The sequence below is a fragment of the Sulfurimonas sp. genome (assembly GCF_028714975.1).
Taxonomy (GTDB): domain Bacteria; phylum Campylobacterota; class Campylobacteria; order Campylobacterales; family Sulfurimonadaceae; genus Sulfurimonas.
In genome coordinates, this window is sequence record NZ_JAQTLH010000002.1 from 141029 (window position 1) to 157092 (window position 16064).

Annotated in this window: 12 protein-coding genes; 4 read left to right on the forward strand and 8 right to left on the reverse strand. The window is 37.6% G+C overall.

From position 1 onward, the window contains the following. The first annotated feature begins 2 nt into the window (after positions 1-2). Positions 3-4577 (forward strand): tandem-95 repeat protein, encoded by a 4575-nt coding sequence (locus PHQ93_RS02600; RefSeq protein ID WP_299940490.1) that lies wholly within the window; start codon positions 3-5, stop codon positions 4575-4577. A 56-nt stretch (positions 4578-4633) separates the two neighbouring features. On the opposite strand, the gene PHQ93_RS02605 is transcribed toward PHQ93_RS02600, so the two are convergent. The 6 genes from PHQ93_RS02605 to PHQ93_RS02630 form a co-directional block, all read right to left on the reverse strand. Further along, a complete protein-coding gene (locus tag PHQ93_RS02605) occupies positions 4634-5245 on the reverse strand; it encodes a response regulator transcription factor (RefSeq protein WP_299940493.1) in 612 nt (203 codons plus the stop codon). A 2-nt stretch (positions 5246-5247) separates the two neighbouring features. Continuing rightward, entirely contained in the window at positions 5248-6630 is a 1383-nt protein-coding gene (locus PHQ93_RS02610; RefSeq protein ID WP_299940496.1) for an HlyD family type I secretion periplasmic adaptor subunit, read from the reverse strand. Continuing rightward, entirely contained in the window at positions 6630-8798 is a 2169-nt protein-coding gene (locus PHQ93_RS02615; RefSeq protein ID WP_299940498.1) for a type I secretion system permease/ATPase, read from the reverse strand. Before PHQ93_RS02615 ends, PHQ93_RS02610 begins: the two co-directional genes overlap by 1 nt. Then, entirely contained in the window at positions 8788-10098 is a 1311-nt protein-coding gene (locus tag PHQ93_RS02620; protein ID WP_299940501.1) for a TolC family outer membrane protein, read from the reverse strand. Before PHQ93_RS02620 ends, PHQ93_RS02615 begins: the two co-directional genes overlap by 11 nt. A 70-nt stretch (positions 10099-10168) precedes the next feature. Next, positions 10169-10606 carry a YchJ family protein gene (locus PHQ93_RS02625; protein WP_299940504.1) on the reverse strand — a complete coding sequence of 146 codons (438 nt, stop codon included), beginning with the start codon at positions 10604-10606 and terminating at the stop codon, positions 10169-10171. Positions 10607-10614: 8 nt separating this feature from the next. Then, positions 10615-11514 carry an AEC family transporter gene (locus PHQ93_RS02630; protein ID WP_299940506.1) on the reverse strand — a complete coding sequence of 300 codons (900 nt, stop codon included), beginning with the start codon at positions 11512-11514 and terminating at the stop codon, positions 10615-10617. Between the two features lie 66 nt (positions 11515-11580). On the opposite strand from PHQ93_RS02630, the gene PHQ93_RS02635 reads away from it, so the two are divergent. Beyond that, positions 11581-12210, forward strand: a complete 630-nt coding sequence (locus PHQ93_RS02635) for an NAD(P)H-dependent oxidoreductase (RefSeq protein ID WP_299940509.1) — start codon at positions 11581-11583, stop codon at positions 12208-12210. Here PHQ93_RS02635 and PHQ93_RS02640 read toward each other — a convergent pair. Beyond that, positions 12207-12938 (reverse strand): endonuclease/exonuclease/phosphatase family protein, encoded by a 732-nt coding sequence (locus PHQ93_RS02640; RefSeq protein ID WP_299940512.1) that lies wholly within the window; start codon positions 12936-12938, stop codon positions 12207-12209. The two genes, PHQ93_RS02635 and PHQ93_RS02640, sit on opposite strands and share 4 nt — an antisense overlap. Positions 12939-12940: 2 nt before the next feature. Continuing rightward, a complete protein-coding gene (cls, locus tag PHQ93_RS02645; RefSeq protein ID WP_299940515.1) occupies positions 12941-14341 on the reverse strand; it encodes a cardiolipin synthase in 1401 nt (466 codons plus the stop codon). Positions 14342-14411: 70 nt separating this feature from the next. On the opposite strand from cls, the gene PHQ93_RS02650 reads away from it, so the two are divergent. Next, positions 14412-15329 (forward strand): manganese-dependent inorganic pyrophosphatase, encoded by a 918-nt coding sequence (locus PHQ93_RS02650; RefSeq protein WP_299940517.1) that lies wholly within the window; start codon positions 14412-14414, stop codon positions 15327-15329. A gap of 222 nt (positions 15330-15551) precedes the next feature. Next, positions 15552-16061 carry a hypothetical protein gene (locus PHQ93_RS02655; protein ID WP_299940519.1) on the forward strand — a complete coding sequence of 170 codons (510 nt, stop codon included), beginning with the start codon at positions 15552-15554 and terminating at the stop codon, positions 16059-16061. Positions 16062-16064 lie beyond the last annotated feature (3 nt).

A 16064-nucleotide genomic window follows, 5' to 3' on the forward strand; every position in this document is an offset into this window, starting at 1 on the left:
AAATGGCTACTGGAAAAGTTATAGGGCAGATACAAGTTGCGCAAGGTAACGTGAAAGTTGTGAGTGTTGACGGTCTTGTTCGTGAGCCGAGTTATGATGGTTTTGTGTATGAAAACGAGCAAATCATAAGTGACGACCCGACTGCTTTATTTCAAATAAAGTTTTTGGCACTTCCTGAAGCGTCGGCATATGACGGTGCTTTTAGAATTTTAGCGGATGGTTCCGTTATTCACGGGAGAGATGCGATTGATAGCGTAGCAAGTGATGAGAGTTTGGTAAATATTTTAAAAGCGGCAGCGAGCGGGGATGTTGAAAATATAAAAACAGCGGCCGGTACGGATATCGGAGATTTAGAAACGGCAGCCGGTGAAGAGGGTGTGGTAGGAAGTTCTTCATTTACTGAAACCGATATAGTAGCAGAGTCAAGCGTGCTTGGCTTTAGCAGAGGAGCAAACGGTGCACTTGGGTTTGGGATAACTGATTTTGGCGGTAGAGCAGCTCCTGATTTTGCGCATACACCGCCGGCTATCTCATCTCCTAATGTTGTAGTTTATGATGAAAACGGTACGCAACCGGTTATACAGGTTACAGCAACTGGTGAGAGTGCTATTACTTATAGTATCGGCGGTTTGGATAGCGATAAGTTTAGCATTGATTCGGGTACGGGCCTTTTAACTTTTAACAACTCTCCAGACTATGAAAATCCGCAAGATTTAAGCGGGGATAATGAATATAATATATATGTAACTGCAACTGATACAAGTGGGTATTACACGACTCAACTCCTTTCAGTTTCAGTTAACAATGTTAATGAAGCGCCGACTGCTATGAATGATACCGTTGATGCAGTTGAGGATACCGTACTTAGCTCAACGATTGATTTGGATGCTAACGACACGGATGTAGACGGTAGTGCGTTAAGTGTTATAGCAGGTACATATGCAACTGCACAAGGCGGAACTTTAGTTGTAGCAGCTGATGGCTCTTACACTTACACTCCGGCAGCTAATTTTCACGGAGTAGATACTGTAAACTATACGGTTACGGACGGAGAGTTTAGCGATGTAGGTACATTGACGATTAATGTAGCTTCCGTAAATGATGCGCCTGTTGCAGTCGATGATGCTGTTAGTGCGGTAGAAGATACGGTGCTTAGTTCTGTAATTGAGTTGGATGCTAACGATTATGATGTTGACGGTGATGCCCTAAGCGTTGTAGCAGGCACATTTGCAACGGCAAACGGTGGGCAGTTGGTTCTCGCATCCGACGGTAGTTACACATATACACCTGCAGCTAATTTCAACGGCGTTGATAGTGTTAATTATACTGTTACGGATGGAGAACTTACCGATGTCGGTACATTGACTATTAATGTAGCTGCAGTGGATGATATAGTTACACCGCCGGCGAATAGTGCACCTGTTGCAAATGTAGATTTAGGAACGGTGGCAGAGGATGGAAGCGTTGTAGTTGATATTTTGGCAAACGATACGGACTTAGACGGAACTATTGATCCTACAACCGTAGTTATTACTACAAATCCGACAAACGGTAGCATAAGTGTAGATGCACTAACAGGTGCAGTTACATATACGCCAAATGCAGATTATAATGGATCTGATAGTTTTGCTTATACGGTTCAAGATAATGAGGGGGCTATTTCATCTCCTGCGACTGTAAGTTTAACCGTTACTCCAGTAAATGATGCTCCAGTAGCAGTAGATGATTCCGTTACTACGCAAGAGGATACTGTACTTAGTTCTGTAATTGATTTAGATGCTAATGATACAGATTTAGACGGTGATGCCCTAAGTGTTGTAGCAGGTACATTTGAGACAGTTCAAGGTGGGGAGATAGTTATAGCAGCTGATGGCTCGTATACTTATACTCCGCCTACTAACTTTAACGGAGAGGATAGTGTTGATTATACAGTAACGGATGGAGAACTTACAGATGTAGGTACACTGACAATTAATGTGGTTTCTGTAAACGATGCTCCTGTCGCAGTCGATGATGAAGTTAATGCAGTGGAAGATACTATATTTACTTCGACAATTGATTTGGATGCAAATGATACGGATGTGAGCGGTGATGCTCTAAGCGTTATACCGGGCACATTTGTAACTGCGCAAGGCGGCGAGATAGTTATAGCATCAGACGGTTCGTATACCTACACTCCGCCGACCAATTTTAACGGAATAGATAGTGTTAACTATACGGTTACTGACGGTGCTTTAACCGATGAAGGTACATTAACGATTAATGTAGCTCCTGCAAATGATGCACCTGTTGCAAATGTAGATTCAGGAACAGCGGCAGAGGATGGAAGCGTTGTAATTGATGTAGTAGCAAATGATACTGATTTAGACGGGACAATTGATCCTACAACCGTAACTATTACTACAGATCCGACAAACGGTATTGTAAGCGTAAACACAATAACTGGTGAAGTAACATATACGCCAAATGCAAATTATGTTGGAGCTGATAGCTTTGCTTATACGGTTCAAGATAACGAGGGAGCTGTTTCATCTCCTGCGACTGTAAGTTTAAATGTAACTTCTGTAAACGATGCACCTGTTGCGAATGACGATACTGCGGAGACACAAGAAGATACGGCAATAACTCTAACTGCATCAGATGTTTTAAGTAACGATACAGACGCAGATGGAGGAGTATTGACAATCACCGGAGTAAGTAATGCAGTAAACGGAAGTGTCGTGCTTAATCCTAATGGAACAATAACATTTACACCTGCTAGTAATTATCACGGTGACGGTGCGTCATTTGATTATACTATTACTGACGGGCAGGGTGGAACTAGTACGGCTACAGCTACGGTAAATGTAACGGTTAGTTCGGTGGATGATACAACAACGCTTACAATTAATGCGGGTACGGTTACTGAAGATAGTTCGGTAGCGGGTGATGCGGTTGCAACATTTAGCGTTAGTGATATGGATGAAACTCCGTCAGTAGGTTTTACAAGCGGAACAAATACAAACGGTTACTATGGTATCAGCGGAAATAATATCATACTTACGCCTGCCGGTGAAGCATTTTTGGATGGAGGAGGGACCCTTCCTGCTATAAGTTTAACGACATCTGGAACTTCGACAGATATATCGGCAACTGCTACGCCGACTACAATTTTGGCAGCAGACCCGTTAGTTGTTTATTCTGAATTAGGTACTGTCGGAAATCCTCTGTTTAATTTAGCAGACTTTGAACTGGGCGATGATCCGGATTTTGTAAACGGTGTATCTAAAAGTTATAGTTCGAACGGTTTAGTTATAACATCTGATACTCCTCTTAATTTCAATCCTGGTCATGGACTAGGTGTTGATACTCCTACTGATAATACAGGTAGTGAGGCTATTAATATAGATGGAAGATATGGTGAAGAATTGAGTATTGATTTACCGAGTGCTGTATTTGCATTAAATATTGATTTAAAGCTTACAGGTGGGGATTTAGTAGGTATTAAATTATATAACGAAAGCGGTGTAGAGATAACGACAGGAATAAGTTTTGAAAAAGGCAACGGTACACCGTTAACATTAACATCAGGTGGATATATTAATGGCGGTGACTTGAAGAACGGCGGTGATACTATCAGAATAATAAGTGATGTTAAATTTGATGCAATGGATATTAAAGATGCGAATGGCTCCGGTAGTCAAGATGGATTTACATTGGTAAATATTTATGATCCGATGTCTATTTCAGGTTTTTATACATATGAATACAATATGGATTTGAATCTACAAGAGTCTAATGAGGCTGTGCAAAGCGTAACTGTAAGCGGTTTTGATCCTAGTATAGTTACTAAACTTGTATTTACATATGATGATGGTACTCATGATGAGTTTTCTTCAGATTCTACAGGAACAATAACTATTACAGATTCTAGTTTACTTGCTCTTCTTTCAAATGGTGATGATGGAGATGTGGTTATTACAATAGCTTCACAAAATGAAATAGCGGATGGTTTTCAACCGATATTTGATGCCGTTACTGTAGAAACAAGTGACCCAAGTTTAGCGGTTTCACATACGATTTTAGGCGGAACTGCCGGCGATGTTTTAACAGGTGGAGAGGGTAATGATTATATTGAAGGTCGCGACGGAAATGATACGATAAACGGTAGTGCAGGAAACGATACAATAAACGGCGGTGCCGGAGCAGATACGGTATACGGCGGTGCAGGCAATGACACGATAGTTTACGATATCGCAGATATCGAAATAGACGGAGGAGCGGGAACAGATACGCTAGTAGCAAATTCAGGGGCTGTTAATCTTTCTAATATCTCTAATATAAATATTATTCAGTTGGGCTCAGGTGCAACGGTAGTCGGCAGCGGAGTTGATGGAATTAATCCTAGTGATGTCATAAATGCAACGGATGACGGTACGCTGATAATCCAATCCGTTGATAATGTTTCTAATCAAGTTAATGTAGATACAACTTTATTTGCTGAGGTTGGAAATATAATTATTGACGGTATTGAGTATGCTCAATATACCGGTGCCGGAGCAACGCTATTAATAGAAGAGACTATTACGGTAGATTGAAGATTAATATCTTAACTTGCAGCCAAAATCGGTTGCAAGTTAACTTCTTCTGTCTGCTACTTAAACTTTAACGCTAAAGAGATTCTGTCCGTTACATTCGCTTTTTCAAAGATATGATGGATATGTCCTTTGACGGTTGAGAGTGCAATCTTTTCTCTTTGTGAAATCTCTTTATTGCTAAGTCCGTTAGCGACCATAAGAGCTATACTTTTCTCTTTTTCAGTTAAAAATGACATAAACTCCGGTTCATCTATATTTTTGTTTTGCATATATTTGTTAACGATAAAGTAGGTTAAATCGGCAAAAAGCCAGTTGTGACCATCTTCGACGGCTTGGAGCATTTTTAGTAAATTTTCTTTGTTTATATAAGAATTTTCATACCCTTTTATACCGCTGCCAAGCAGAGTTGATGCATGGTGAAGTTCCGGTACTGCATTAAAAAGCAAAACAGTAGCATGAGGGTACTCTTTTAACTTTTGCAGTGCATCCTCGATATGCGAAATACTCATCTCATCAAACATGACGATAATTTTTGCACTATGTTTTTTTAGATAATGAGTCAGTTCATCAAACTCCTCAATGACTACGGGTTTATATGAATTTTTTAAAGCACTTTCCCAATGTTTTTTGATAGAGGACATATTTGTAAATAGCACAATCTTTTTCATAGTTACCTTTCGCTTAGTACATTTTCCCTTGCACGGAGTATCGGTTTTAGAACATAGTCCAACACTGTTTTTTTGCCGGTTATGATATCAACATCCGCCGTCATACCGACCATAATGTTAAGTTTTTTCTCTTCGCTGCCTAAGTAATTTTTATCAGTCTTTATACGAACAAGATAGTAATTTTGTCTGCTGACTTCATCATAAATCGTATCGGCGCTTATATGTGTAACTGTTCCATGTATTGAGCCGTATATGGCAAAGTCATAAGCAGAAAATTTTACAATGCCACGTTGCCCCGGAAATAAAAAAGCGATATCTGCAGGTTTGATTTTTGCTTCGACAAGCAGGTTGTCTTGAGTTGGAACTACTTCGATAATATTCATCCCCGGTTTTACAACACCCCCTACCGTATTTACCAATAACTGTTTTATTGTTCCGTCTACGGGAGATCGGACAAATGTGCGTTTCACCTTGTCTTCTCTGGCTATATTGGCACTCTCGATTCGCGACATTTCAGCTTTTGCTTCGTTGAACTTCTCTTTGGCAATATTGCGGAATTTGAAATCAAGTTCCATAATATTGTTTTTTTGTTCCTCTATAATAGAAGTAAGACGAGGAATAGAGAGTTTCGTTGATTTCATTTGACCCTCAATGGCGCTTGCTTCTCTTTGAAGTTTTAAGTACTCTACTTCGGCTACGATACCCTTGTCAACTAGCGGTTTATTTAGCTGCAGCTCTTTTAAAATTAGTTCATAACTTTTATCAAGGTTAGCTAGTCTTGCCTGAGCTTCTTTAAGTTCATCTCTTTTTTGTTCTAAACGGCGCTCATAAATGAGTATACTGTTTTCTAACTGCTCTTTATTGCTAAGATATAAAGACTCTTCATATTTAATAAGTTCCGGTGAACTTTTTCTAACTGTTTCACTAGCTTTAAAAGGGCTGCCTGTCGATTCGGCTAAAAGTCGAATAGTTTTTGCTTGAAGTTCGTTATAGCGGAGTTGACTCTCTATGAAATTACTTACAAAACCCGTATCGTCAATTTTTATAAGAATATCGCCTTTTTTTACCGCTTCTCCGTCTTCAACAAGAATTTCACTAACAATCCCGCCTTCAAGATTTTGTATGACTTGAACTTGATTGGAAGGAATCACCTTGCCTTGACCACGTGTAAGTGCGTCAATTTCGGCATTGTGTGCCCAGAAAATAAGCCAAATAATAAAAAAGGCACTAATCCATAACATAATCTTAGTACCGAGTGAGCTGTTCATCAGCATTGCGGCACTCACGGAGTTCATATACTCTAAATCTTCACTGTTTTTTATACGAAGATTTTTAATATCTTTTTTTCTATAAGAGTACTCTTCAAATTTATCTTCAAGACCCATTAATTACTCTTTCTCGGTGTTTGTAATTGTTTAACTACATCATCATGCGCACCGTCTAAAATGACTTTGCCTCTGTCTAGTAAAATCAGTCTTTGCGTCAGTGCCAACAAGATATTTTTATGTGATATCAAAAGCATTGTATGATCTTTTTTATAATCATTTAGAGCTCGGATGAAGTGACTTTCATGCGTGCTATCCATAGAGTTAGTAGGTTCATCAAGCAGAATAATCGGTGCTTGATGTATAAAAGCCCGTGCAATAGATATGGACTGTTTTTGTCCTCCCGAGAGTCCGTCGCCTCTTTCACCGATAGGCATGTCGTACCCCATCGGATGTATATCAACAAAGTCATTTACTCCGCTTAATTTAGCTACACTTAAAATATCCTCATCGCTTGCACCCGGAGAGCGTAAGACGATATTCTCTTTTAGCGTCCCTTGAAACAGTATGATATCCTGAGGCACATATGAGATATTTTGTCTCAAATCAGCCGGATCAATCTGTTTTATGTCAATACCGTCAATTAAGATAGAACCCTCCGTCGGTTCATAAAGACCGAGGACAAGTTTTTCGATAGTGGTTTTTCCTGAACCGTTGGTGCCTATGATGCCGACAGACTCTCCCGGATTGATAATAAAACTTACATTGTCCAAGATTTTATTGTCAGTATTTGGATAGATAAAACTTACATGTCTAAACTCTATCTTGCCTTTAAAAGAGGGGCGCTGAACAAAATTTTTCGCCTCTTCGCGTTCAACTGCGAGTTTCATAATGTTGTTAATAGCATCATATGCCGTTTTTGTTTGTTGAAAATTTGCAATTAGTGCTGCAACTTGACCAAGAGGGGCTAGCATTCTTGAACCCAGCATAACGACTGCTATCAATCCGCCCATAGTTAGAGATTTTTCACCTATCGCATAAACTCCGCCGATAACAAGAGCTACCGAGTTTAACTGAATTATAAAATTGACAAATGTTGAGATAGAGTTGGATAAAATTTTAGATCTTAGACCTTTTTGTGCAACATCGCCTGTAGCTTCTTCCCATTTCCACTGATACTGTCCGCTAATTCCTAAAGCCTTAATAGTCTCTAATGCGGTTAAAGATTCGATTAAAACAGAGTTCTTATGAGCGGATGCTTCATAAGTGCTCTGAACGCTGTGTCTCATCGGTTTTTCAATAATTACGCTGTAGATAATAATAACCAACGCGCTCATTATAGGAATGGCTATAAGCCAACCGCCTATGATATATGTTATAAATAAAAAGATAATCGTAAAAGGCAAATCAATAATAGTTGCAATTGATGAGGAGGTAAAAAAACCTCTTATAGAGTCAAAATCTTTTAAATTGCTAGCAAAAGAGCCGACAGAGCGTGGTTTTGAGGCTATTTTTAGATTAAGTACATGTTCATATATCATTGATGACATAATGACATCGCTTTTTTTGGCGGCATTTTCAAGAAAATAGGAGCGAAGAAATTTTAAAACTATATCAAATATATAGATGACGATAATACCCGTAGCAAATACCCATAGCGTATCCGTTGCATTGTTGGGAACAACTCTGTCATATACATTTAAGGTAAAAATAGGGGTTGCCATAACAAAAAGATTTATTAAAAATGAAGCAACAACCACATCTATATAGACGCCTGAAAAGTAGCTAAGCGTTCCCCAAAACCAGTGATGATTTTCGTGTTTTAATAGACGGTTGTGGGTATCTTTGTACTCATGATTGTGTTTAAGTAAAAATGCGAAATTAATATATTCATCTTCTAAAAATTCTGTTTTGACCCAATTTTCACCCTCATCGACTTCAGGGAGTATGATTTTTGCATATTTTCTATCAGGACTTATTTCCGTTAAGATGCAAGCTTTTTGGCTCTCTTTATCGCCTTTTAAAACTAATATGACAGGTAAAAGCAGAGGAGATATATCTTTAAATGAGTAATTTACTAACTTAGAGCTAAATCCTGCACGCTGCGCCGCTCTGTGAAAAGCGGATTTTGAGTCTTTAGAGTCTAGTGAAAAAAGTTCAGGAGTAGTTCTTCCCGGAGGAACCGGCAGATCGGCAACTAATGCCTCTGCGCTGTATGGACGATTGTAGAGCTTGGTAAAAATTACCAAGCACTCCAATAATGGATTCTCAACCTCGTTATTCAACACCGACACCCATCTCTTCTAATATTTTGCCGCTATAAGATAAAATCTGATAGTAAGCGATTAAGCGATCATATTCAGCCGTAGTTTTGCGATTTTTTGCACTATTGTACTCAAGTTCTATATTTAAAAGGTCAATGATGCTTCTTCTTCCAAGTTCATGCTCTTTTTGATAATCTGCTACCGTCTCGCCGCTTGATTTTATAGTATTGTCCAAATGAACCAACTGCTCTTTAGTAGATTCAAATGTTTGCCATGCGATTTCAGTATATGCCTGAATATAGCGTTTTGCATCTGCAAGTGTGCTGTTTTTGTTAAGTAGTCTGTGTTGGTTTGCTTGTTTGTTTGCAGAATCTGCAAAACCGTTAAATAGGTTATATTTTACAACTAAAAGAGCGTTATACCCGGAGTCTTCCTCAAATAAGCTTGGATTTGGGTTAGTTATATCGGTAGAGACACCGTGTACATTTTTGTTCCAGTAAGATTCTGCTTTAATATCAACTCTCGGATAATAAGGCGCATCAGCACGTTTAAGAGCGGCAGTTGCAACTTGAATATCCGCTTGTGAAACATGTATTTTTGGGTTGTTTTGCATAGCAATTTTAACTAAAGTATCCAAATCATTAGCAGGAACATTGCCGATTTTCGGTTTTTCTAAATCTTTTGCAGTTATATTGCCAGGCAATATACGCTCAAAGCTAGATATCGCATTAACATAATTTTGTTCCGCCAAATATTGGATACTTAGAGCGTTCTCATAACGAGCAAGAGTCTGTTTATAATCAGAACTGCGTCCGACTCCGGCTTTTACTTTCTCGTCTATCTGAGAGAGATATTTTTTATGTACTGCTACATTCTCTTTAGAGATTTGAAACAACTCATAAGTTCTGAGTACCTCTATGTAGTATGTGGCAGTTGCCAAAGCCAACTCGTTTGCACTCTCTTTAACGGTATCGCTGGCAGATAAAATAAGCGCTTTTTGCTGCTTAACTCCATACTCTGTATCAAAACCGGCAAAGAGGTTTTGCGTTAATGTAGCAGAAGCGTCTTGTCGCGTTAAATTTTCGCGTTCTCTGCCGTTATTTATAGTTCTTGTTACTTCAGGACCTACCGAGTAAGAGAGATCTAGAGACGGTAAATAACCTGCCTTTGCACGATCTAGCAATTCTCTTTGTGTATTGCGATCCTCTTTTTTCATTTCAATCTGAGGGTGCGTTTGAACTGATTTCTGAACCGCGTCGGTAATTGACATTGCGCTTACAAGCATCGGTATTAAAACCACTGATAATATCGTTAACTGTTTCATCTGATATCCTTTTATAATATACTACTTGACGAGTATACTACTGAAAATATTAAGTAATTCTTAATTTTAATTATCCGCAGCACTTCTTATATTTTTTGCCGCTTCCGCATGGACAAGCTATATTGCGCTCTATTTTTGAGTTTAAAAGCAGACCGCCTTTGTAAAGCCACATACCGTCCTCTTTTACAAAATTGCTTTTTTCATGTTGAACTTTTATGCCCTCTGCATCTCTATAGTAGGCTTTAAACTCGACCATAGCATCTTTTGCTTGCAATACCTCAAGATTTAGCCAGATAACACTTTTGGCATACTCTTTTATAAGTTCTATGTCATCTTCGTAACGATTCTCTTTTACCGTAGTTTTTACTATATATTCGCCGTCGCCTAAAACATAAGCGCTATATCTGCTTCTCATAAGCTGCTTTGGAGTGGATGGTTTTGATTTGTTGCTTAGATACGCTTCGCAGCATTCGCTAAACTCTTTTTTACTATTGCAATAACAGTGCATAAAACTCCTTAATTTATAAAATTATATACAATCCATGTAGTTAAAAATGATAGAATGATTCCATAACCTACGATGGCAGAGCTTAACCGTGGTGCAAGACCTGCCATAGAAGCAACTGCCGCCGCTGTTATCATCGGTGCCATTGCCGCTTCCATAATGGAGATAAGAGCCGCTTTAGAGTTCCATGAAAAGAGATAGCATATAGAGATGGCTATAATCGGTGCTAAGATAAGCTTAATGCCAAGAGCAACTCCAAAAGGTTTTAAATCCTCCGATGGAAGTCTGAATTTGAGTTGGAGCCCTACAGCAACAAGCGCAAGCGGAATAATAGTGCCGGCAAGAGAAGCAAGTACACTTTCTACTATGGGATGAAAAGATGTACCTATAAAAAAGAGCGCAACAAGTAGAGCTAAAAAGGGCGGGAATGTCGCTATTTTTATAGAGAGGGCTTTTATATTTATTTTTTGTGAACTAGAGTAGTAGACCGATATAAATGTTCCATAGGTAGAGAGTGCGATGAATGAGCCAAGTTGATCATATATCATAACATATCCGAGTGCTTCTTCTCCAAAGTATGCTTGAATTATAGGAATACCAAGATACGAGGTGTTTCCCAAAACTGCTACAAGCATCAAAGAACCTGTAACTTCTCTTGAAAATGTAAGCAGTTTTGAGAGATAAAAAATAGCTAAAGCACTTATGCTCATAACAACCCAAGCTATAAAAGCAGGGATGATTACATCATAAGAGAGGCTAAGTTTGGGAACTTTGAGAAGTACCATCGCAGGAGCCGAGATATAGAGGATAAATTGGTTTAAAATAAGAGGCGTATCTTTTGGAAAAACATTCATTTTGTTTATAATATATCCGATAAAAATAGCTACAAATATAAGTGCGAAATTTTCCATAATTAACTTTGTGTTTTTGATTGGAAGTATATAATCTTTTTTTTAAACTTTGATAGGGGATAGTTCATGAGTAAAACATTTAATGAAGCGATGGATTTTAGACATGCATGCAAGATTTTTGATGAAGCAAAAAAAATATCAGATGAAGATATGAGAGAGATACTTGAAGCAGGGCGAAAATCTCCATCTTCTTTTGGTATGGAGCCGTGGAAATTTTTAGTTATCACAAATGAAGAACTAAAAGCAAAATTAAGACCTTTTTGCTGGGATCAGATTCAAATCACCTCATGCTCTCATTTAGTAGTTATTCTTGCTGCGATTGAGAGTGCAAAACCCGAATCAGGCAAACCGCTTGCTATGCTCTCAAGAAGAGGAATGAGCCAAGAGAAGTTGGATTTTTATATCAATTTATATAAAAGCCATTTAGAAAAAACTCTAAGCAGTGATGAAAATATATTTTGCTGGAGTGCGCGCCAAACTTATATAGCGGCTGCAAATATGATGACATGCGCGGCAATGTTTGGGATAGATAGCTGTGCCATAGAGGGATTTGAAAAAGAGAGAGTTGAGGAGATTTTAGAACTTGATACTAAAAAATATCAATTATCATTAGTGCTTCCTTTCGGGTATAGAGTAAAAGAGCAGCCAAAGCAGTTGAGACTTGGCTTTAACGATGTGGTTGAGTTTATTAATTAATATCTAAATTTCGCGATGATAGGGTTATGGTCTGAAATTTTTTTACTATCTATTACTTCTGCGTAGGTTACATCCAACTCTCTGTAAAAGATATAATCAATAGAGTTTGTAAAAACTTTTTTTAGATTCGATTCATCGCTAAACTCTACTTTTTTTAAGCCTAAATCGTCTGCAAACCCTTTTAAATACTGCACTCTTTTTAGATTCCAAGTATTAAAATCACCCGCGACTATCATCGCTCCGTAATGAGATTTGATAATCAAATGTATATAATCCAGCTCATTTTTAAAATCACTGTTGCGTACAAAGTTTATAGCGTGGAGATTGACTATAAGAAGCGTTTTGTTGTTTGAAAACTTATGATGCGTAATGAGTGAGATTTTATGGGTTGCGTAGCTAAACTCCTGCTTTTTTGTAAGCAAAGAGAGCTCATTTTCGCAAGATGCCCTAAAAGCGCTCAAAACCCCGAAAATATGTTTTTTCGTCTCAATATTCGGTGATAAAATATATGAGTAGTCATGTAAATATAGCTCATTCGATAGACTTTTTTTAACCTCTTGAAGAAGTAAAATATCCAAATCGTAGTTTTGTATAAGAGTGTCTATAAATTTTTTATATGAGTTGTTTAGCGTGAGTTTTGCAACATTCCAACACAAGATACTAAATTCGTTCTTGAGTACTTCCTCTTGATGTTTGAGCAATTTTATAAGACAATTCGGTTTAAACATAATTAAAGCTGCGGCGCTAATATTCGCATCATATTTTCAAAAACTCTTTTCATACCAGATACCCTTTTTGTTCCAAAAGAGGAGTTGGATATTAATCCCTTAGTCCACTTCTCTATCTCCTTAATGACCTTGGCGGAGTAAACAAAAGTAGCAACTTCATAGTTTAAAAATAGGCTTCTGTTGTCAAAATTTACACTTCCGAGTACAACGCAACTGCTATCAAAAAGTATAGCTTTGGCATGGAGCATCGAGCCGTTATAGAGATAGATTTTTATGCCGGCTTCTTCAAGTTCTCTCATGTAAGAACTTCTAACAAGATTTACTATGATGTGATTAGCCTCTTTTGGCGTGATAAGCTTAACATCAACACCTTTGTGATGTGCAATAATAAGTGCTTGAATAAGCGCATTATTGGGTATAAAGTAAGGAGTGATTATGAAAATTTTCTCTTTTGCGCCGTATATAGCAGATAAAAGCACTTCATAAAGAGTATCTTTATTCATGTCGGGACCTGAGGGAACAACCTGTAAAAAAATATCGCCTTGAATCTCTTTATCGTATTGTTTAAACTCTAATTTCTCTTGTGAAGCATAAAACCAATCTGAAGCAAATATCTCAAAAAATTGCTCTACCGAGGAGCCCTCTATGAGAAACATAATATCTTCCCATCTCTTTTTGCCGTACGCTTCTCCTAGATACTCATTTGAGAGGTTCGCCCCGCCGCTTAAAACTTTTTCATTGTCAAAAATATAGATTTTTCTATGGTTTCTAAGATTTATATAGTTTCTAAATGGCATTTCAAATAGCGGCATAAAAAATTCAACTTTTGCACCCGCATCTCTTAACTCTTTAAGTCTGTGTTGAAGTAGATATAGAGTAATGGAGCCTAAAGAGTCAATCAATATTTTTATCTCAACTCCCTCTTTTGCTTTTTTTACGAGGGCTTTTAAAATCTCTTTTGTAACTGTGTCATACTCAAAAATATAGACGCTTAGATAGATGGATTTTTTTGCATCGTTGATACAATTCAAGAGTTCATTATATGTTTGCGCCGCATTAAAAAGAAGTTTAAACTCTCTGTTTTTTGAAGCATCTGCAATCCCGTAATCTCTTAAAACTCTATCTATGCTGTTTTGTATGTTATTGTTCGTTGTTCGATTTTTAAGAATTAAGTTACTTTTTTTGTATCTATTTTTTCTCTTTCTTGAACCGATAATGAAGTACAGAGGCATTGAAATATACGGAACAAGAACGATGGATAGAAGCCAAGCGATGATACTGCTTGGAGTTCGTCTGTGATAAAGCATATGGATAAGTACAAGCAGTGTCAAAAGGGCGCCGAATATTACTAAACTATAATAAAAGAATATATCGGTCAAGTTGTTATTTATCTGCTCGTTCATCCGAAAATTATATCATCTTTGTTTTAAATTTCTTTAAGTATAATTACAAAAAAAATTAAAGGTAATTTACATGTCAACATATATTTTCGGTCATACAAATCCAGACTCCGATTCTATCGTTGGAGCTATATCTCTAGCTTATCTTAAAAATCAACTCGGCGAAGATTGTGTTGCTACTCGTCAAGGCGATATCTCTCCTGAGACGGAGTTTATACTTAACAAGTTCGGTGTAGGTGCGCCTGAGCTTAAAACTTCTTATGCGGGTGAAAAAGTTTATTTGGTTGATTTTTCAGACCTTGCCCAAGCTCCAAAAGATATTAAAGAAGCGACTATTTTAGGAATAGTAGACCATCATAAGCTAGGCGATATTACGACTGATACTCCGCTTGAGTGCTGGATACGCCCTATCGGTTGTTCAAATACGGTTATAAAAGAGATGTTTGACCATTATAAAATTGAGATTCCAAAAGATATAGCAGGGATGATGATGTGTACGATTTTAAGCGACACGGTAATTTTCAAATCCCCGACTTGTACAAAAGCCGACACAAAAGCTGTAAAAGAGCTCTCAGAGATTTGCGGTATAGTGGATTATAAAGCGCTTGCAATGGAGATGTTTATAGCAAAATCGGCAGTAGAGGGTGCAAGTGCAAGAAACTTAAATACAAGAGATTATAAAGCTTTTGATATGAACGGCACTAAAGTAGGAGTAGGGCAACTTGAGATGGTTGATATCTCCGTGCTTGAGAATAGAATCGATGATCTTTTTGCCGATATGAAACTGATGAAAGAAGAGGACGGACTTCATACTATCGTGATACTCTTAACTGACATCATGAAAGAGGGATCGCAACTTTTGGCTCTAAGCGATGATATAAGCAAAGTCGAAGCTGCATTTAGTGTAAAACTTCAAAATAATCAAGCATGGCTAGACGGTGTACTTAGCCGTAAAAAACAGGTCATCCCGTTTCTTCAACCGCAGTTTTAATTTTTCAAAATAATAAGTGCGGCTTTTAGCGCATTTATTAAAAAAATTACACTTAAACTGTTGTTGTTGAATTTTTTTAATTTACCCTTTATTACTGTTATGATAACATCACTTTTATTTCTGTAAAAGAGCCTTAATTGCGCGGTTTGTCATAGCAAGATTATATTTAAAAGTGTTTATTTATATGATTTTATTAAATTAAAAAAATTAAAGGGTTTAGTAATGAGGGTTATTCTTTTAAGTGCGCTACTTTTTTTTCTATTTTTGGGGTGTAGTGCAATAGTAAAAGCAAACAATAGTCTTCCGCCTCCTTATGTAGATGTTGACGGATCTGCTCAGGTTAAAAAAAATACAAAAATAACATTATTGCCGTTGAATAATTATACCGATACATCCCAAGCCGGTATGAGAGCATCAAATATTATAGAAGGTTTACTGTTAAGCAAAGGATATATAATAAAGAGTCATATTTCAATCGATAAATATGATTTACAAAAAGCTATCGAATTGGCAAGGCAGGACGGTTCAGACTATCTAATGTACGGCGGTGTTAGCGAGTGGAGATATAAGACGGGAATAGACGGAGAGGCTGCCGTTAGCATACAATGTGCGTTAGTTGATATAAAAACATCTTTAGTCGTATGGAGCTCTATAGGTTCAAACAGCGGTTGGGCGAGTAGTTCTATTGGTGAAACGGCGCAAAATTTGATAAAATCAATGCTTTTTAATTAGTAA